This window comes from Curtobacterium sp. L6-1 (assembly GCF_018885305.1).
Classification (GTDB): Bacteria; Actinomycetota; Actinomycetes; order Actinomycetales; family Microbacteriaceae; genus Curtobacterium; species Curtobacterium aetherium.
This window is the reverse complement of the sequence record NZ_CP076544.1, coordinates 2,390,814-2,408,473: the sequence shown is the minus strand read 5'-3', so window position 1 is coordinate 2,408,473 and position 17,660 is coordinate 2,390,814. Positions and strand designations below refer to the sequence as shown.

Below are 17,660 nucleotides of genomic sequence, written 5' to 3'. Positions count from 1 at the left end.
ACGACGCCCCCGGCACCGAACGGTGCGGGGGCGTCGTCGTGTCGGCCGGACTACGCCGGGACGTAGTCGAACGTGTCCGGGTCCGGGCCGGTGCGGTGGCCCTTGTCGAGCGTCGAGATGTCGGTCATGTCCTCGTCGGAGAGCTCGAAGTCGAAGATCGCGAAGTTCTCCTCGACGCGCGAGCGGGTGACCGACTTCGGGAAGACGACGTCGCCGCGCTGGATGTGCCAGCGGAGGACGACCTGCGCCGGGGTCTTGCCCGTGGCGCCGGCGATGCGGGTGATGGTCTCGTCGTCGAGCACGAGGCCCTGCGCGATCGGCGACCAGGCCTCGGTCACGATGCCGTGTTCGCGGCCGTAGGCGCGGAGCTCCTCCTGCACGAGGTACGGGTGCACCTCGATCTGGTTGACGGCCGGGGTGACGGTCGTCTCGGCGGCGAGGCGGTTGAGGTGGTGCGCCTGGAAGTTGCTCACACCGATCGAGCGCGCCGTGCCTGCGTGGTAGAGCTCCTCGAGGGCCTTCCACGTCGGGACGAAGTCGCTCACGGTCGGGAGCGGCCAGTGGATGAGGAACAGGTCGGTGTACCCGCCGAGCAGGTCGGCCGACTTCTTGCCGTTCTCCGCGGCCAGGGCCGGGTCGTGAAAGCCGTTGTTGAGCTTCGAGGTGACGAAGATCTCGGAGCGGTCGATGCCGGACTCCGCGATGGCCTCGCCGACCTCCTTCTCGTTGCCGTACATCTCGGCGGTGTCGATGTGGCGGTAGCCGACCTCGAGCGCCGTCAGGGTCGCGGCCTTCGTCTCGGAGGGGTCGATCTGGAAGACGCCGAAGCCGAGCTGGGGGATCGTGCGTCCGTCGTTGAGCGTGATGTTCGGAACGGTCATGACCCCAGTCAACTCCCGGGGGCTCAGCGCACTCGTCGGGGACGTCCAGGAAGCGCGCGGGCGGCGGCCTACGCCAGGGCCGCCGCGATGTACGCGGCCAGCGCCTCGCCGTAGGCCGTCGCGGCGTCGGCCGCCGCGAACGTCCGCTCGGCGCCGCCGATCCGGGCCGTCACGGTGTGCATGACCCGGCCGGCCGGCGACTCGGTCCGGGTCAGCCCGACGAAGGAGCGCCCGAGGAGCTCCCGCAGCTGGTCCTCGCGCGGCAGCCACAGCGACTCCGAGGCCGCCACGGAGTCGAGCGCCCACTCGGTCGTCCCGTTGAAGCCGAGCTCGGTGCCGGACGGGTAGTCGTGCCGTTCGACGGTCATCTCCGACACGGTGAAGACGTCCTCGTCCACCCCGGGCTTGTCGATCACGAAGCGGTCCCCGGTCTCCGGGTGCCAGCGCAGTCCGGCGTCCCGGAGCGTGCGGGCGAGTTCGACGCTGATCATGCGGCCAGCCTGGCACCCCGAGCCGTCCGACGGCCGGGAGGCCCGTGGCACGTCCCACGGGACGGCCCACCGTCCCGGCCGGCGTGCGCGGGCAGCCCGCGACCTCCGGACCCCGCCGCCGTGTTCCCGGGCTGGACGCCGGACAGTCGTACTAACATCGCCGAGCATCCTCACGCACGGTCGCTCGTCGATCCGCGTGCGCGACGTGACGACGCCCGGGCGACCGGTGCCGTGCCTCCCTGCCGTGGCCGCAGGGGGCGGGGGACCCGTGGCCGGGCTCCGGACCGCGGTCGACGCGGACCGGCCCGCCAGCAGAGAAGGACCCGCATGACCCTCGACCGCGAGGAACTCCGCGAGAACTGGACCGTCACCCTCGGCGACGAGGACGGACGCAGCGGCGCGCCGGACGCCGTCCGCGGTGCCGTGCTCCCGGCGACGGTGCCGGGGCAGGTGCACACCGACCTCGAACGCGAGGGGTTGCTCCCCGACCCCGCGTACGACCGCAACGAGCCGACGACGGCGTGGGTGGGCCGGGCGGACTGGGTGTACCGGCGGACGGTCGACATCGACCCGCGCGGGGCGGAGCGCGTCGACCTGGTGTGCGACGGCCTCGACACCGTCGCCACGCTGACGCTCGACGGCGTGCAGGTGGGCACGACGCGCAACATGCACCGGCGCTACCGGTTCGACCTGCGGGACATGACCGACGGGACGAACGCGAGCACCGACCGCGAGCTCGAGATCCTGTTCGAGTCGCCCTACCGCGAGGCCGAGCGGGTCGCCGCCCGCGCCGGCACCATGCCGGGGCCGTACGACGAGCCCTTCCCGTACGTGCGGAAGTCGGCCTCGAACTTCGGGTGGGACTGGGGGCTGACGGCGGTCACGAGCGGACCCTGGCGCCCCGTCGCGATCGAACGCTGGTCGACCGCGCGCCTGCGCGACGTCCGACCGCTCGTCGACGTCGAGGCGGGCGAGGGCGTGCTCGACGCGCACATCGCCTTCGAGCGCTCCGGCATGAACGACCTCGACCAGGACGGCGAGGACGACGACCTGGTGCTCGTGGTCACGGTGTCCGGCCACGGGACGAAGCAGCGCTCACGCGTCAACGTCACGCCGAAGGAGGACGAGGCCGTCGTCACCGTCCGCATCCCGGACGCCGAGCTGTGGTGGCCGCGTGGCTACGGGCCGCAGCCGCTGTACGACGTCGAGGTCCACCTGCAGACGGTCGACGGCGACGTCCTCGACCGGTCGTCGTTCCGCACCGGCTTCCGGTCCGTGGTCGTCGACACCGCAGAGGACTCGATCGGCCGCCCGTTCGCGATCCGGGTGAACAGCACGCTCGTCGACGTCCGCGGCGTGAACTGGATCCCCGACGACGTCGTCGTCTCGCGCGTGACGCCCGAGCGGTACGCCGACCGGCTCGACGCGGCGGCGGCCCTCAACGCGAACCTCGTGCGGGTCTGGGGCGGCGGCGTGTACGAGTCGCACGACTTCTACGAGCGCTGCGACGAGCTCGGGCTGCTCGTCTGGCAGGACTTCCTGTTCGCGTGTGCGTCGTACCCGGAGATCGAGCCGATCCGGAGCGAGGTCATCGCCGAGGCGCGGGACAACGTTGCCCGCCTGGCCCGGCACCCGTCCCTGGTGGTGTGGAACGGCAACAACGAGAACATCTGGCTGCACGACGTCGACGGGTGGGGCGAGGAGCTCGGCGACCGCGGGTGGGGGCTCGACTACTACCTCGACCTGCTGCCGACGATCGTCGACGCGGTCGACCCGTCGCGGTTCTACACGGTGGCGTCGCCCTGGTCGGGTGACGAGGCGCTGGCACCGAACGACGTCGACCACGAGACGCACCACTCGTGGGACGTCTGGAACCGGGTGTCCGACGAGCACTACCGCGACTCGGTCCCGCGCTTCGTCTCGGAGTTCGGCTGGCAGGCACCGCCGACCTGGCGCACCCTGCGCGACGCGGTCGCCGACGAGCCGATGACCCCGACCTCGCCCGGCGTGGTGCACCACCAGAAGGCCGACGACGGCATGGGCAAGCTCGCCCGTGGGCTCGAGCCGCGGTTCGGCGACGGCTGGGACGCCGACCTGGACCGCTGGCACTGGCTGACCCAGCTGCAGCAGGCCCGAGCGATCGCGACCGGTGTCGAGCACTGGCGGACGCACTGGCCGCGCAACACCGGCGTCGTCGTGTGGCAGCTGAACGACCTGTGGCCGGTGTCGTCGTGGTCCGCGATCGACTCGGCCGGCCGTTGGAAGCCCCTCGCGCACGAGCTCCGGCGCCTGTACGACGACGTCCTGCTGACGCTGCGCCCCGTCTCGCACACCGACACGACGGTCGGGCCCGCCCCGACGGTCGCGCCGGACGGGACCGACGACCGGACGGGAGGCGCGCACCCGCGGACCGCGTCACTGCCGGTCCCCGACGTGGCCGGTCCCCCGGACGCGGTGTCCCCGGTCGAGGTCGCGGTGCGCTCGGCGCGCAACGGCATCGACACGGTGGTCCGTGTCCGCCGCGTCGACCTGGCGGGCGGCATCCTGGCGGAGGAGTACCTGCCGGTGGTCCTCGACCGACCCGGGGTCGCCGTCGTGCGGCTGCCGCCGTCGGTGGGCGTGGTCGACGACGCCCGCGACGAGCTCATCGTGGCGGACATGGACTGGCGTCGCGCGGTGTGGACGCCGTCGCCCGACCAGGACATGCGCTGGCGCCCGGCCCACTACCGGGTCAGCGTGACGGACGACCCGGCCGGCGGCGTGCGGATGGTCGTCGAGGCCGACTCCCTGGTGCGGGACCTGCTCGTGCAGCCCGACCGCGTCGGTCCGGAGGGGCGGGTCGATCGCGGCTTCATGACCCTGCTGCCGGGGGAGCGGGTGGAGTACCGCGTCACGGGTGTGAGCGAGCGCGACGCCGCAGCCCTCACCGCGGCGCCGGTGCTCTGGACGCTCGACCGGGTCCTCGACGACGGGCAGCCGTCCGACGGGTGAGCGGCGGGGTCCTCCCTGGACGAACGGTGTCCGTTGCCCGGCCCGCCTGGGCTTCTCGGGCATCGGGAGTTAGCATGGACGGACAGCGGAGCACCGCCGGACCGGTCGACGATGACCGGGCGAGACGACCAGACGCCCTGGTCGGACGGCGACCGGTTCCAGTACCGAAGGAGTCATCATGTTGCAAGGCCTCACCGGACTACACCTGGTGATCATCCTGGGCATCGTGCTGCTGTTGTTCGGTGCGACCAAGCTCCCGGCGCTCGCGAAGGGCCTCGGCCAGTCCATCAACATCTTCAAGAAGGAGATGGACACCGACGACCGCAAGAAGTCCGGGACCGTCGCGTCGGACGGCACCGTCCACACGGCCGCCCCCGCCCAGGACGCCACCCAGTACCCGAGCAGCACCGCTCCGCAGCAGCCGGTCGTGAACCCCGCGCCGTCCGCGCAGCCGAACAGCGACACGCACTCCCGCTAGACAGCCGACCCATCGGCATCCCGGCCCCGGGACCGACCGCAGCCCTCGTGCACCAGCACGGGGCTGCGGCCGTTCCGGGGTGGGCGCATGATGGCCCCATGACGTCCACGCCGCCCGCCGCCCGGCCGGGAGGCCCGGCGCCCCTCCACGACGACCGTCGCCTCGTGCTCGTCGTCGCGATCCTGGCCTCGTTCGTCGTCGGCCTCGACTCGAGCGTCGTGAACGTCGCCCTGCCCGCGGTCCGGACGGAGCTCGGTGGTGGCCTCGTCGTGCAGCAGTGGGTCGTCGACGCGTACCTCGTCACGCTCGGCTCGCTCGTGCTGGTCGCCGGGTCGCTGTCGGACCTGTTCGGGCGCGTCCGGGTCGTCACGTGGGGGCTGGTGGTCTTCGGGGTCGCGTCGGTCGCGTGCGCCGTCGCCCCGACCGGCGAGGTGCTCATCGGTGCCCGGGCGCTGCAGGGCGTCGGGGGCGCGCTCGTCACCCCGAGCTCCCTGGCGCTCATCGTCGCGGCGTTCCGCGGTGGGGCGCAGGCGAAGGCGATCGGGTCGTGGACGGCCTGGTCGAGCGCGGCGGTCATCGTCGGCCCGGTGGTCGGCGGGCTGATCGTCGACGGCATCGGGTGGCGGTGGATCTTCGTGCTCACCGCGGTGCCGATCGCGGTGACGATCGTGCTCGTGCGGCGCGTCACCGGCGACGTCGCGGCGGACCGACACGTGCACGTCGACGTCGTCGGGGCCGTGCTCGCGGTGGTCGGTGTCGGCGGCGTGGTGCTCGCGCTCATCGAGCAGCAGCGCCTGGGGTGGGGATCGCCCGCCGTGGTCGCCGCGCTCGTGCTCGGGGTGGCGGCGCTCGGCGGCTTCGTGCCGTGGGAGCGACGCGTCACCCGGTCGGGCGGGGCGCCGATCGTCCCGCTCCGGCTGTTCCGCGCGCGGAACTTCTCGGTCGGCAACGTCGCCACGCTGTCGATCTACGGCGCGCTCGGCATGGTCGGCTTCGTGGTGACGCTGTTCCTGCAGGAGGTCTGGGGCTTCCCGGCGTGGGTGGCCGGTCTCGCCACGCTGCCGCCGACCGTGGTCCTGCTGGCGCTGTCGACCACCGTCGGGACGCTGGCCGGCCGGTACGGACCGCGGCGGTTCATGGCCGCGGGACCCGCGGTCGCGGCGGTCGGTGCGCTGCTCATGCTCCTGGCCGGCGACAGCCCGGGGGCCATCGGGTACTGGACCTCGGTGTTCCCCGGGCTCGTGCTCGTCGGCGTGGGCATCGCACTCATGGTCACCCCGTTGACCAGCGCCGTCCTCGGGTCGGTGCCCGAGGCGGAGGCCGGTGCCGGGTCCGCCGTGAACAACGCGGTCGCGCGGATCGCCGGACTGGTGATGGTGGCACTCGCGGGTGTGGTCCTCGGCGGGGAGATGAGCGTCGGCGGGCTGCACCGGGCCGTCGTGGTGATGGCGGTGCTGCTCGTGGCGGGGTCGGTCGTCAGCGCGGTCGGGATCGTGGACCCGGGCCGTCGAGGGTCCGCGACAGACGCCTGACCACGGCCACGAGCGGGCCGGACCCGACGAACCGCCGCCACGGCACCGCGACCACGACCGCGCCGACCGCGGTGGCGGCGGGTGGGTCATCAGCGTCAGCGAGATCCCGGCGCACAGGGCGAAGAGGACCGCGGAGCGACCGTCGACGAGGACAACCACGTCGACGGGTCACCGAGGTCGAGGTCGGCGTGCGGCGGCCCGAGGTGCGCCGCGATCATCCCGAGGACGGCGAGTCCGCGGGCGGCGTCCAGGCCGATGAGGCGCTGTGCGGTTCGTGTCATGGCCCCATGACAGCGAGCAGGGTGTTTCGTCACTGTTACGGGTGGCGGGAACACCGGGCGCGACGTAAAGTTGAGTCATCAGGACTCAAGAAGAGTCCGACAGGCCACCCGGCCACGAGCCGGACGCAACGGAAGGACGACGACGCATGGCGAACCTCCAGGGCGCACCTGATTCGCAGGAGAAGCAGAAGACCGCCCTCGAGCAGTACGGCGTCGACCTCACCGCGGTCGCCAGGAGCGGCAAGCTCGACCCGGTGATCGGTCGCGACGCCGAGATCCGACGGGTGTCCCAGGTGCTTACCCGGCGCACGAAGAACAACCCGGTCCTCATCGGCGAGCCCGGCGTCGGCAAGACCGCGGTCGTCGAGGGGCTCGCGCAGCGCATCGTCGCGGGGGACGTCGCCGACTCGCTCAAGGACAAGCGGCTCGTCTCGCTCGACATGTCCGCCCTCATCGCCGGCGCGAAGTACCGCGGTGAGTTCGAGGAGCGGCTGAAGGCGGTGCTCAAGGAGATCGACGACTCCGACGGCCAGGTCATCACGTTCATCGACGAGCTGCACACCCTGATGGGTGCCGGCGGCGGCGAGGGCTCCGTCGCGGCGTCGAACATGCTCAAGCCGATGCTCGCGCGCGGCGAGCTCCGGCTCATCGGCGCGACGACGCTCGACGAGTACCGCGAGTACATCGAGAAGGACGCCGCCCTCGAGCGCCGCTTCCAACAGGTCTACGTGGGGGAGCCGAGCGTCGAGGACACCGTCGCCATCCTCCGCGGGCTGAAGGAGCGCTACGAGGCGCACCACAAGGTGACGATCAACGACTCCGCACTCGTCGCCGCGTCGGCGCTCTCCGACCGGTACATCTCCGGTCGACAGCTGCCGGACAAGGCCATCGACCTGATCGACGAGGCCGCCAGCCGACTGCGGATGGAGATCGACTCGAGCCCGGTGGAGATCGACGAGCTGAAGCGCACCGTCGACCGCCTCCGGGTCGAGGAGTTCGCCCTGAAGCAGGAGAAGGACGACGCGTCGAAGGCCCGGCTCGAGACGCTCCGCACCGAGCTGCGCGTCCGGGAGGAGCGGCTCGGCGACCTCGAGGAGCGGTGGCAGGCCGAGCGCGCCTCGCTCAACCGCATCGGTGAGCTCAAGCAGCAGCTCGACGACCTCAACATGCGGTCGCAGCGCGCCCAGCGCGAGGCCGACTACGAGACCGTCTCGCGGCTGGAGTACGGCGAGAAGCCCCGCATCGAGGCCGAGCTTGCCGCCGCCGAGCAGGCCGGCTCGGGCGACCGGATGGTGAACGACAGCGTCACCGACGAGGACATCGCCGCCGTGATCGCGCAGTGGACCGGCATCCCCGTCGGGCGGCTGCTGCAGGGCGAGACCGAGAAGCTCCTGCACCTCGAGAGCGAGCTCGGGCGTCGGATCATCGGACAGCGGGCGGCCGTCGCGACCGTCTCCGAGGCCGTCCGGCGCACCCGTGCGGGCATCTCCGACCCGGACCGTCCGACCGGCTCGTTCCTGTTCCTCGGCCCGACCGGCGTCGGCAAGACCGAGCTGGCCAAGGCGCTCGCCGAGTTCCTGTTCGACGACGAGAAGGCCCTCGTCCGCATCGACATGAGCGAGTACGGCGAGAAGCACTCCGTCGCGCGACTCATCGGCGCCCCGCCCGGGTACGTCGGCTACGAGTCCGGCGGGCAGCTGACCGAGGCCGTCCGGCGTCGCCCGTACTCGGTGGTCCTCCTCGACGAGATCGAGAAGGCGCACCCCGAGGTGTTCGACGTCCTGCTGCAGGTCCTCGACGACGGGCGGCTCACCGACGGGCAGGGGCGGACGGTCGACTTCCGCAACACGATCCTGGTGCTCACGTCGAACCTCGGCTCCCAGTTCCTCACCGACCCCGCGCTGTCCGGGGAGCAGCGGGAGGCCGCGGTCCGGGAACTCGTGCAGCAGGCCTTCCGTCCCGAGTTCCTGAACCGGCTCGACGACATGGTCGTGTTCCAGGCGCTCACCCCGGACGACCTCGGGCAGATCGTCTCGCTCTACGTCGACCGGCTCGCTCGTCGGCTGTCCGGGCGCCGCCTCGAGCTCGCGGTCACGCCGGACGCCCGGGCGTGGCTCGCCGACGCCGGCTACGACCCGGTGTACGGAGCACGACCGCTCCGGCGCCTCATGCAGCGGCAGATCGACGACCAGCTCGCGCGGGCGATCCTCGCGGGCGACGTGCGCGACGGGGACACGGTGCGGGTCGACGTCGCCGCGGACCGCGAGGGCCTCACGGTGGAGCCGTTCGAGGTCGGCGAGATCGTCGAGGAGTGACCGGGGGAGGCCCGGTGCCGGTTCCTGGGACCGGCACCGGGGCTCCCGTCTAGCGTCAGCGGCATGCCGGAGATTGCAGCACTGCGACGCGTGACCGATTCGATCGAGCAGGCCAGCGTGCTCGACAAGGCCGTCGACCTCGACCGCAAGGTCGTCAACGCCCTCATCCGCCCGCGGGCACTCCGGCAGATCCTGCACGGGGTCCCGTTCGGGCACCCGATCCACCCGCTCATGGTGCAGGTCCCGCTCGGTGCCTGGATCTCGGCCGCCGTCCTCGACCTCATCGGCGGGAAGGGCAACGAGAAGGCCGCGACGACCCTCGTCGGCGTCGGCGTGGCGTCCGCCGGGGGTGCGAGCATCGCCGGCTACACCGACTGGTCCGAGCTCGACCGCGAGCAGCTCCGCACCGGGTGGGTGCACCAGGCCGTCAACTGGGTCGGCATCACGTTCTACGGGCTGTCGTGGTGGCAGCGGAAGCGCGGCAACCACGCGGCCGGCCGTGCGCTCGGATACGTCGGGCTCGCCACGGTGTCGGTCGGTGGGTACCTCGGCGGGCACCTGTCCTACCGGCAGCGCGCCGGCGTGAGCGCGACCGGTTCGGGTGAGGTGCCGTTCGACGCCTGATCCGGTCCGAGGGCGTCCCCCGCGCCGCTGGCGCGCTCGACGTCTGGCCCGGTCAGAGGTCGCCTCCCGCGCCGCTGGCTCCTCGGCGTGACCGGCTGACGCAACGTCGGCGAAACCGGCGTTCGTCGAGGCTCGTGTCCATGGACGCACGCCTCATGCCCTCCCTGCTGACCGCCGCCTCCCCGACCGCCACGGTCTCCTTCGTCGTCGACGTTGGCCCGGACGGCTGCGTCGTGCTCCGCTCAGGAGACGCCGAGGAGCGTGATGTGTGATGTTCCGGTGCGCGTACTGGTGGTGGACGACGAGAGCTCCCTGGCCGACCTGATCGCCCGCGGGCTCCGCCGGCAGGACATGGCCGTCGACGTGGCGTACCGGGGCGACGACGCCGACGAACTCCTCGCGGTCAATGACTACGACGTCGTCGTGCTCGACCGCGACGTCCCGGGGGTGCACGGCGACGAGGTCGCACGACGCCTCGCGGCACGTGGATCGGTGACGCGGGTCCTCATGCTCACCGCGGCGACGGCGCTGCACGACCGGGTGACCGGCCTCGAGCTCGGCGCGGACGACTACCTGACGAAGCCGTTCGAGTACCCAGAACTCGTCGCACGTGTCCGTGCGCTCGGACGCCGTGCCGTGCCGCCCGTGCCGCCGGTCCTCGCCCGGGGTGACCTCTCGCTCGACCCCGCCCGGCGGGTGGCGACGCGGGCCGGCCGGCCGCTCGACCTGACGAGCAAGGAGTTCGGCGTCCTCGAGGTGCTCCTGCGCGCCGACGGCGGGATCGTGTCCGCCGAGGACCTGCTCGAGAAGGTCTGGGACGTCAACGTCGACCCCTTCACGACCGCCGTCCGCGTCACGATGTCGAAGCTCCGCCGCAAGCTCGGCGACCCGGACCCGATCCGGACGGTGCCCGGCCAGGGGTACGCGGTGTGAGACGGACCTGGAGCATCGGGGTCCGCACGGCGATCGTGTTCGCCCTTACCTCGATGGCGGTGACCGGGTCGACCGTCGCGCTGGTGAACCTCGGGTCGCAGGCGTCGCTCGGATCGGTCGTCACCGACGTCGCTGACAGCTCGGACGGGGACGGAGCGCACCGGTACCAGGTCGAGCGGCCCCGGCTCCGCCCGGACCCCCGTTCCTCTGCTCGGGTGCCGGGGGCGGCCGAACGCAGCGGGGACGTCGAGCTGCCGGTGCTCACGGTCGTCGCGACGCTCCAGTGGCAGTGGTCGGTCCTCGGGATCGGTGCGGCCGGGGTCCTCTCCGGCGGCGTCGGGTGGGTCGTCAGTCGCCGGATGCTCGCACCGATCGACCGGATCACCGCGGCTGCCACGCGCATCTCCGCGTCGACGCTCCACGAACGCATCGGCCTCGACGGCCCCGACGACGAACTCCGCCGGCTGTCCCGGACCGTCGACGACCTCCTCGACCGGCTGGAGTCGGCGTTCGAGAGCCAGCGCCGGTTCGTCGCGCAGGCATCACACGAACTGCGGACGCCCCTCGCGGTCCAGCGTGCGGCCGTGCAGATCGGCCTGCACGAGGACGCAACGGCCGACGAGGTGGCGTGCGCGAAGACCGAGCTGCTCGAGCAGAACCGACGGACCGAACACCTCGTCGAGTCGCTCCTGGTCCTCGCCGAGGCCGAGCGGGGTCTCGACGGACGGCAGGGACCGGTCGACCTCGGCCAGGTCGTGGACGACGTCGTCGACGAGCTGCGCCGGACGGGCGCGCGGGCGGACGTGACAGTGCGCTGCCGACGCGACCCCGCGCCTCCCGGCTCGACGTGTGCCGGACCGGTCGTGACGGCCGAGCCCGTGCTGCTGCGCCAGCTCGTCCGCAACCTGATCGACAACGCCGTCGAGTACAGCGCCCCGGACGGCGTGGTGGACGTCGTGCTGCGCGTCGACCTGTTGCGGGTGACGAACCCGGGCGCGGTACTCGCTCCGGACGTGGTGGCGACGCTGCGCGAGCCCTTCCGTCGTGCCGTGGCCGAGCCGCGTGCCGGTTCCGTACCCGCCGACTGCGAGGCGACGGGCAGACGGCACAGCGGGCTGGGGCTGTCGATCGTGGAGGCCGTGGCGGTCGCGCACGGGTGGCGGGTCGACCCCGCACCACGCCCCGGGGGCGGCCTCGTCGTCGACGTCCACCTTTCGCCGATGTGACCTGGTGGGACCCGCTCGCGAAACGCCGCGCGCGCTGTCATGGAGGCATGAACGACACCACGACACCACGAACCACCAGGACCGCACGAACCACCGCCGGCGCGGCCGCCGCCCGCGGGACCGCTGCCCGCGGGACCATCGCCAGCGTGGCCGGCGCACTCGTCCTCGTCGTCGCCCTCGCCGGGTGCTCCGAGGCTCCCGACTCGTCGTCCCCGGCCGCCGCGGCCGGTACGGGCATCGGCGCGAAGTGGGGCGCCTGCATGCGCGCCGCCGGGTTCGACGTCGAGGACCCGAGCGACGCGCTCGTCGAGAGCGGCGCGGCGCAGTTCCCCTCCGGCGTCGACGAGGAGAAGGCGACCGAAGCGGGATCGAAGTGCGCCGAGGAAATCGGTGTCGAGCGCACCGACTCGGCCGAGCAGGACAAGTGGACGCGGCAGTACGAGCAAGTCGCGTCCTGCATCCGCGAGGAGTACGAGGACTACCCGGAGCAGTCCCCCGGCATGCTCATGCTGTCCCCGGACCAGTACCCCCGCGCATCCGAGCAGGGCTTCGTGGACCGTTCGCAGGAATGCCTGCAGGAGTTCGCCCCCGACACGAAGACGATGAGCCGATGACCCGGCGCACGAGGGCGAGCGCGGCGATCGTCTGCGCACTCACGGTGCCGATGGTGCTCACGGCCTGCGGCGGCGGCGAGCCCACCTCGACGACCACCACCTCCTCGAGGGACGGTCGACCGGCGCCGGGCGAGGTCGGCACCTGCATGCGCGAGAAGGGGTACGACTTCGACGACTCCGACGCCGTCAGTGACGACTTCGCCGCGCCGGCCGGCGTCGACGGGACGCAGTGGGCGCAGGACCTCCTGGCGTGCTCCGGTGCCGAGGACCCGGCGGGTGACCCGAGTGCTGACCCCAGCGGGGATCGCGTGTCCGACGGTCGGGGTGGCGAACGATGACGCGCGCGACGAAGACCAGGATCGGTGTGGCGGCGACTTCCCTCGTCGTGGTCCTCTGCGCCGGCGCCGCGACCTGGGCGGTCACGAACGTCCCGGAGCCGAGCAACGCCGCGGCGACGCCCGCCCGGTCCACGGCGACCGCCGCGGTCGAACGGGGCGACCTCCGCGACTCGACGACCGTCGCCGGCACCCTGGGCTACGGTGCACCGGTCGGTGTCCCGGGCTCCGGTACCGGCACGCTGACCTGGCTGCCGAAGCCGGGGCAGGTCGTGCACCGCGACGAACCGCTGTACGCCGTCGACGAGGTCCCGGTCCGCGCGATGCGCGGCTCCACCCCCCTCTGGCGGTCGCTCGAGTCCGGCCTGCGCGGTGCGGACGTCCGGCAGCTGAACGAGAACCTCGCGGCGCTCGGGTACGACGTGGTGCAGGACGACGTCTTCGGCCGGCGGACGCTGGCCGCGGTCCTCCGGTGGCAGGCCGATCGCCACCTCCCGCGGACGGGCAGCCTCGACGCGACGCAGGTCGCGTTCGTCGACGGCGACGTCCGGGTGGCGTCGGTTCCGGCGACGCTCGGGCAGCCCCCGAGCGGCGACGTGCTGCAGGTGACGAGCCCGCAGCAGGTCGTCACCGCGGACCTTCCGCAGCGCGACGCCGATGTGCTCGCGGTCGGGACGTCGGTCCGGGTCGGGGTGAACGGGTCGGCGGCGGACATCCCCGGGAAGGTCGTCGACTCAGCACCGACGCAGACCGACGACGGCAAGCAGACCGTGACGGTGACGATCGAGCTCGACGCCGGTGGTCACCGACTCCCCGCCGCGGCGTCGGCACAGGTCGTCGCCGAGGGGCGCACCGAACGCGGCGTCCTGTCCGTGCCGGTCTCCGCGCTCGTCGCATCCCGTCACGCCGGCTTCGCGGTCGACGTCGTCGGGAAGGCAGGCGCGACGCGTCGGGTGGAGGTCGAGGTCGGGTTCGTCGCGGACGGTCGAGCCGAGGTGCGCGGTGACCTCCGTGCGGGTGACCGCGTCGTGGTGCCGTCGTGACCGCGGTCCTCGAGCTCCACGACGTCACCCGGGTGTACGGCGACGTCCAGGCGCTGCGCGGTGTCACGCTGTCGGTGGAGGCGGGGGAGCTCGTGGCGGTGGTGGGGCCGTCCGGGTCCGGGAAGTCGACGATGCTCAACGTCATCGGGACGCTCGACCGGCCGTCGAGCGGGACGGTGACGATCACCGGTCACGATGTCAGCACCTTGTCCGACGATGCCCTGTCGGCGCTGCGGGCACAGCACGTCGGCTTCGTGTTCCAGCACTTCCACCTGCAGGCCGGCGCCACGGCGACCGAGAACGTGGCAGACGGGCTCCTCTACACGGGAGTGTCGCGGCGCGCGCGACGGGAGCGGGCCGTCGCGGCGCTCGAGCGGGTCGGGCTGGCGCACCGCGTCGACCACCGTCCGCACCAGCTGTCCGGCGGGGAGAAGCAGCGCGTGGCGATCGCCCGCGCGGTCGTCGGCGAACCGACCCTGCTGCTGGCGGACGAACCGACCGGAGCGCTGGACACCGCCGCGGGTGCCGCGGTCCTGGAACTGCTCTGCGAGCTCAACGACGCGGGGACGACCGTGCTCGTCATCACCCACGACCTCGAGCTCGCTGCTTCCCTGCCCCGTCAGGTGCGGATGCGTGACGGCGCCGTCGAGGAGGACTCCACCTCGGACGCCACGGCCCTCGCGGCGTCGATCCGTGCCTGCGCGACGAGGAGCCCGCGGTGATCGCGCGGCGGACCGTCGGCGCGGCCGACCTCGTCCGGCTCGGGGTCTTCGGACTCCGGACCCGCCCGACCCGCGTCGTCCTGTCGGCCCTCGGCATCGCGATCGGCATCGCCGCGATGATCGCCGTGGTCGGGATCTCGTCCTCGAGCAAGGCCGCCCTCGACCGCGTGCTCGACACCCTCGGGACGAACGTCCTCACGGTGACGAAGGCCGAGGGCTTCCGCGAGGCCCCGCCGCTCCCGACGACGGCGCTCGACTCGGTGCTCCGCCAGGACCACGTCGAGGGAGCGGCTGCGATCGGGAAGGTCCCGGAGGGCCGCGTCTACCGCAACCCGTTCGTGCCGGCGGCCGAGACGAAGGGCATCGGGGTGCTCGCGACCTCGGGTGACCTGCCCGGCGTACTGCACGGTGCGGTCGCGTCCGGACGCTGGCTCGACACCCGCGCGGACGCCCCTCCGCAGGTCGTCCTCGGTGCCGCTGCGGCGAGGGCGCTCGGCCTCGAGACCGTCGACGCGGACACGCGTCTGTGGACCGGAGGTCGCTGGGTGCAGGTCGTCGGCGTCCTGGAACCGCTCGCCCTCGCTCCGGACCTCGACAACCAGGCGTTCGTGCCCCGCGGCCTCGCGACCGAGCTCGGGTACGACGGACACCCTACGTCCGTCTCCGCACGGGTCGACGACGCGCTCGTGCCCGACGTGCGGGCACTCCTGCCGGCGGCGATCGAGCCGACGACCCCGGACGACGTCGCCGTCACCCGACCCTCCGACGCGCTCGCCGCGAAGAACGCCACCGACGACTCCTTCACCGGGCTCCTGGTCGGCATCGGCGGCGTCGCGCTGCTCGTCGGAGGCATCGGCGTCGCGAACACGATGGTCATCACCGTGCTCGAACGTCGGGCCGAGGTCGGTGTCCGCCGCGCGCTCGGTGCCCGGCGACGGAACATCCGCGACCAGTTCCTCGTCGAGTCGCTGCTCCTGTCCTTCCTCGGCGGGATCGCAGGGGTCGTGGTCGGCCTCGGCGTGACGATCGCCTTCGCCCTCGCGCAGGGCTGGCCGGTCGCCGTGCCGCTGTGGGCCGTGGCGGGCGGCCTCGGTGCGACCGTGGTGATCGGCGGCGTGTCCGGGCTCTACCCGGCGGCGCGGGCCGCGCGCATCCCGCCGACGTCGGCACTCGCCGCCGTGTGAGCGGCGGGCACGCGCGCGGTCTGCGGGAGCGCCCCGACCGCTGGTGCCTGCCTGCGGTGACCGCCTGGAGGCGCGGGGCCGGTCCGTCGACCGGCCCCGCGCCTCCAGGCATTCCAGCCTGCGTTCGTGTTGGTTCCCCGGCGGAACGGTTGCGAACGTGTGGCTTTGCGACGTACAGTGCTCGAACCCAACGGGAACGAAGGAGTTCGCCACATGTACGCAACCGAGCGGCACGACGCCATCGCCGCTGCGCTGCAGTCGGCCGGCCGGGTCTCCGTCGCCGGCCTGGCCGAGCACTTCGACGTCACGACCGAGACCGTGCGCCGTGACCTCGACACGCTCGAGTCCGCCGGCGTCCTCCGCCGCGTGCACGGGGGAGCGGTGCCCGTCGGCCGGTCGAGCGTCGTCGAGCTCACCGTCGCCGAGCGCGAGGGGCAGCACGGCACCGCCAAGTCCGCCATCGCCCGCGCCGCGATGCGCCTGGTCCCGCCGACCTTCACCGGCTCGATCGCCCTCGACGCGGGCACGACCTGCGCCGCGGTCGCCGCCGAACTCGCACGGTGGGAGCCCGCCACGGCGGGGGCGACGATCACCGTCGTCACGAACTCGGTGCCGATCGCCGCGACCCTGCAGCACAGCCAGCACGTCGAACTGCACCTCCTCGGCGGTCGCGTCCGCGGGGTCACGAGCGCCGCCGTCGGGACCGCCACGGTCGAGCAGATCGGCGCCCTCCGCCCCGACATCGCCTTCGTCGGCACGAACGGGGTGTCCGCCGGCTTCGGCCTGAGCACGCCCGACGAGTACGAGGCCGCCGTGAAGGGCGCCTACGTGCTCGCGGCCCGGCGCAGCGTGGTCCTCGCCGACGCGGCGAAGCACGGCGTCGAGGCACTCATGCGGTTCGCCCGGCTCGACGAGGTCGACACCGTCGTGACCGACCAGGCACCGCCGGCCGACCTGGCCCAGGCGTTCACCGACGCCGACGTCGAGGTGGTCGTCGCATGAGCGAGCGCAGCACCCGCATCGTCACCGTCACCCCGAACCCGAGCCTCGACCGCACGATCGAGCTCTCCGGCGAACTGCAGCGCGGCGCCGTGCAGCGTGCCGTCCGCACCACGGCCGAGCCCGGCGGCAAGGGCGTCAACGTCTCCCGGGTCGTCGTCGCGAGCGGTGGTGACACCGTGGCCGTGTTGCCCGGCGATGCGTCCGACCCGGTGCTCGCGGGCCTGGCGACGCGGGGCATCCCGACCGCGGCGCTGCCGATCGGTGCCCCGCTCCGCTCGAACGTCACCGTCACCGAGCCGACCGGGACCACCACGAAGCTCAACGAGCCGGGCCCCTCGCTGGCCGGGCGCCTCGACGACCTCGCCGAGCTCGTCGCCACCACCGCCGGTGCGACCGCGACCGGCCCGGCCGCGCGCTGGGTCGTGTTCGCCGGGTCGCTGCCGCCGGGCCTGCCCGACGACGCCTACGCCGTCCTGGTCCGGGCCGTCCGGCAGCGCCACGGCGACACCGTCGGGATCGCGGTCGACTCCTCGGGGCTGCCGTTCACCGCGCTGCTGCAGTCCGGTGAGCGGATCGACCTGGTCAAGCCGAACGCCGAGGAGCTCGCCGAGGTCGTCGGGGGCGACCCGGACGAGTACGAGCGGGACCTCGAGGCAGCGGTGGCGGCTGCCCAGCGCCTCCGGGAGCGGAACGTCGGTGCGGTCCTGCTGACGCTCGGCAGCGCCGGTGCCGTCCTCGTCACGGACGAGGGCAGCCACGTCGCCGCGGCTCCCCGGATCACGGCCCGCTCGACCGTCGGTGCGGGGGACTCGGCGCTCGCCGGCTACCTGCTCGCCGAGGTCGCCGGAGCGAGCCCCGGACGACGCCTCGCCCAGGCCGTCGCGACGGGTGCGGCCGCCGCGGCCCTTCCCGGCAGCGACGTGCCCGCCCTCGACCACACCGACCCCGACGCCGTCTCCGTCCGGACGCTGGCACCGCACGCGGCGCCGGAACACGTCTGACCCCCCT

18 protein-coding genes are annotated in these 17,660 nt (G+C 73.0%); 15 read left to right on the top strand and 3 right to left on the bottom strand.

The window, feature by feature from the left end; genetic code table 11:
- Positions 1–50: 50 nt before the first annotated feature.
- Together KM842_RS11020 and KM842_RS11015 are read right to left on the bottom strand one after the other, a co-directional pair.
- The gene (locus KM842_RS11020; protein ID WP_216258355.1) at positions 51–881 is read right to left on the bottom strand and encodes an aldo/keto reductase; all 831 of its coding nucleotides are present in this window, start codon (positions 879–881) and stop codon (positions 51–53) included.
- A gap of 68 nt (positions 882–949) precedes the next feature.
- The gene (locus KM842_RS11015) at positions 950–1,372 is read right to left on the bottom strand and encodes a pilus assembly protein CpaE (RefSeq protein WP_216258354.1); all 423 of its coding nucleotides are present in this window, start codon (positions 1,370–1,372) and stop codon (positions 950–952) included.
- Positions 1,373–1,699: 327 nt separating this feature from the next.
- Here KM842_RS11015 and KM842_RS11010 point away from each other — a divergent pair, with 327 nt between their 5' ends.
- From KM842_RS11010 to KM842_RS11000, 3 genes are all read left to right on the top strand, one after another.
- Entirely contained in the window at positions 1,700–4,363 is a 2,664-nt protein-coding gene (locus KM842_RS11010) for a glycoside hydrolase family 2 protein (protein WP_216258353.1), read from the top strand.
- A 178-nt stretch (positions 4,364–4,541) separates the two neighbouring features.
- On the top strand, positions 4,542–4,841 hold the full coding sequence (gene tatA / locus KM842_RS11005; protein ID WP_216258352.1) for a twin-arginine translocase TatA/TatE family subunit: 300 nt from the start codon (positions 4,542–4,544) through the stop codon (positions 4,839–4,841).
- 98 nt (positions 4,842–4,939) lie between these two features.
- Positions 4,940–6,373, top strand: coding sequence for an MFS transporter (locus tag KM842_RS11000; protein ID WP_216258351.1), 1,434 nt, complete (start codon positions 4,940–4,942; stop codon positions 6,371–6,373).
- 95 nt (positions 6,374–6,468) lie between these two features.
- Here KM842_RS11000 and KM842_RS10995 read toward each other — a convergent pair whose 3' ends face one another.
- Positions 6,469–6,654 (bottom strand): DUF1624 domain-containing protein, encoded by a 186-nt coding sequence (locus KM842_RS10995; protein WP_216258350.1) that lies wholly within the window; start codon positions 6,652–6,654, stop codon positions 6,469–6,471.
- Between the two features lie 146 nt (positions 6,655–6,800).
- On the opposite strand from KM842_RS10995, the gene KM842_RS10990 reads away from it, so the two are divergent.
- From KM842_RS10990 to KM842_RS10940, 12 genes are all read left to right on the top strand, one after another.
- Complete coding sequence (locus KM842_RS10990) at positions 6,801–8,969, top strand: ATP-dependent Clp protease ATP-binding subunit (protein ID WP_216258348.1); 2,169 nt, start codon at positions 6,801–6,803, stop codon at positions 8,967–8,969.
- Between the two features lie 63 nt (positions 8,970–9,032).
- Positions 9,033–9,593 carry a DUF2231 domain-containing protein gene (locus KM842_RS10985; RefSeq protein ID WP_216258347.1) on the top strand — a complete coding sequence of 187 codons (561 nt, stop codon included), beginning with the start codon at positions 9,033–9,035 and terminating at the stop codon, positions 9,591–9,593.
- Between the two features lie 140 nt (positions 9,594–9,733).
- The gene (locus KM842_RS15975) at positions 9,734–9,865 is read left to right on the top strand and encodes a hypothetical protein (RefSeq protein WP_301183790.1); all 132 of its coding nucleotides are present in this window, start codon (positions 9,734–9,736) and stop codon (positions 9,863–9,865) included.
- Positions 9,866–9,872: 7 nt separating this feature from the next.
- On the top strand, positions 9,873–10,526 hold the full coding sequence (locus KM842_RS10980) for a response regulator transcription factor (protein ID WP_216262345.1): 654 nt from the start codon (positions 9,873–9,875) through the stop codon (positions 10,524–10,526).
- Positions 10,523–11,752 carry a sensor histidine kinase gene (locus KM842_RS10975; protein ID WP_216258345.1) on the top strand — a complete coding sequence of 410 codons (1,230 nt, stop codon included), beginning with the start codon at positions 10,523–10,525 and terminating at the stop codon, positions 11,750–11,752. Before KM842_RS10980 ends, KM842_RS10975 begins: the two co-directional genes overlap by 4 nt.
- A 47-nt stretch (positions 11,753–11,799) precedes the next feature.
- Positions 11,800–12,366: a hypothetical protein gene (locus KM842_RS10970; RefSeq protein ID WP_216258343.1), complete on the top strand. Its 567-nt coding sequence runs from the start codon at positions 11,800–11,802 to the stop codon at positions 12,364–12,366.
- The gene (locus tag KM842_RS10965; RefSeq protein WP_216258341.1) at positions 12,363–12,704 is read left to right on the top strand and encodes a hypothetical protein; all 342 of its coding nucleotides are present in this window, start codon (positions 12,363–12,365) and stop codon (positions 12,702–12,704) included. The genes KM842_RS10970 and KM842_RS10965 overlap by 4 nt, the downstream gene beginning before the upstream one ends.
- Before the next feature lie 26 nt (positions 12,705–12,730).
- On the top strand, positions 12,731–13,744 hold the full coding sequence (locus KM842_RS10960) for an efflux RND transporter periplasmic adaptor subunit (RefSeq protein ID WP_216258339.1): 1,014 nt from the start codon (positions 12,731–12,733) through the stop codon (positions 13,742–13,744).
- Positions 13,741–14,466 (top strand): ABC transporter ATP-binding protein, encoded by a 726-nt coding sequence (locus KM842_RS10955; RefSeq protein WP_216258337.1) that lies wholly within the window; start codon positions 13,741–13,743, stop codon positions 14,464–14,466. The genes KM842_RS10960 and KM842_RS10955 overlap by 4 nt, the downstream gene beginning before the upstream one ends.
- Positions 14,463–15,650 carry an ABC transporter permease gene (locus KM842_RS10950; protein ID WP_216258336.1) on the top strand — a complete coding sequence of 396 codons (1,188 nt, stop codon included), beginning with the start codon at positions 14,463–14,465 and terminating at the stop codon, positions 15,648–15,650. The genes KM842_RS10955 and KM842_RS10950 overlap by 4 nt, the downstream gene beginning before the upstream one ends.
- Positions 15,651–15,863: 213 nt before the next feature.
- Positions 15,864–16,652 (top strand): DeoR/GlpR family DNA-binding transcription regulator, encoded by a 789-nt coding sequence (locus KM842_RS10945; RefSeq protein WP_216258334.1) that lies wholly within the window; start codon positions 15,864–15,866, stop codon positions 16,650–16,652.
- Positions 16,649–17,653: a 1-phosphofructokinase family hexose kinase gene (locus KM842_RS10940; RefSeq protein WP_216258332.1), complete on the top strand. Its 1,005-nt coding sequence runs from the start codon at positions 16,649–16,651 to the stop codon at positions 17,651–17,653. The genes KM842_RS10945 and KM842_RS10940 overlap by 4 nt, the downstream gene beginning before the upstream one ends.
- Positions 17,654–17,660 lie beyond the last annotated feature (7 nt).